This window comes from Actinomadura napierensis, from assembly GCF_039529375.1.
In the GTDB taxonomy this organism is placed as follows: Bacteria; Actinomycetota; Actinomycetes; order Streptosporangiales; family Streptosporangiaceae; genus Spirillospora; species Spirillospora napierensis.
The window spans coordinates 1-512 of sequence record NZ_BAAAMR010000443.1; the positions used below are offsets into that span (position 1 = coordinate 1).

A 512-nucleotide genomic window follows, 5' to 3' on the forward strand; every position below is an offset into this window, starting at 1 on the left:
ATTTTTAGGAAGGCATCATTGCCATGTTCTTTGATGTAATCTGCTTTCTGAGAAACAGACATTTCACTGCGTTTCATTCCAGTAGGTGCTCCACCTTTGCCCCCACCTTGAAAACCGCCACCAGTTCCTTTACCACCTTTAAGAATTAAGTCTTTATGCTGGTATCCACCAACCAATGACTCTAAAGCTTCATCAACATTTGCAAGTTCACCCGGGCGGACACGTGAATAAATCTTTTCGCCGTTCGGATCATATGCAACCACCTTGCCTTCTTCGATTTTGAAGTGATGACCAAAGGTTGCCTGAACCATGTCCACAGGTACTGCAATGTTGTCTTGAATGTACTTAGAACGAGCAAAACCACCGCCGATAAGTTCTTTATGTAAAGAGGCTTCTAGAGCATCACGTTGCGCAACAATCGGGGCATATTTTTCCTCAACTGCTTTGATAGCTTCAGCTTTAACTTTCTCAACTTCACCGGCATCCACCAGCTTTTTATCATCGAGATTTTG

General features: G+C 43.4%; 1 protein-coding gene. It reads right to left on the minus strand.

Features of this window, described 5'->3' with window-relative positions:
• A partial coding sequence (locus tag ABD296_RS50390; RefSeq protein ID WP_344285887.1) for a DUF6651 domain-containing protein occupies nt 1–512 on the minus strand: 512 nt, incomplete at both ends.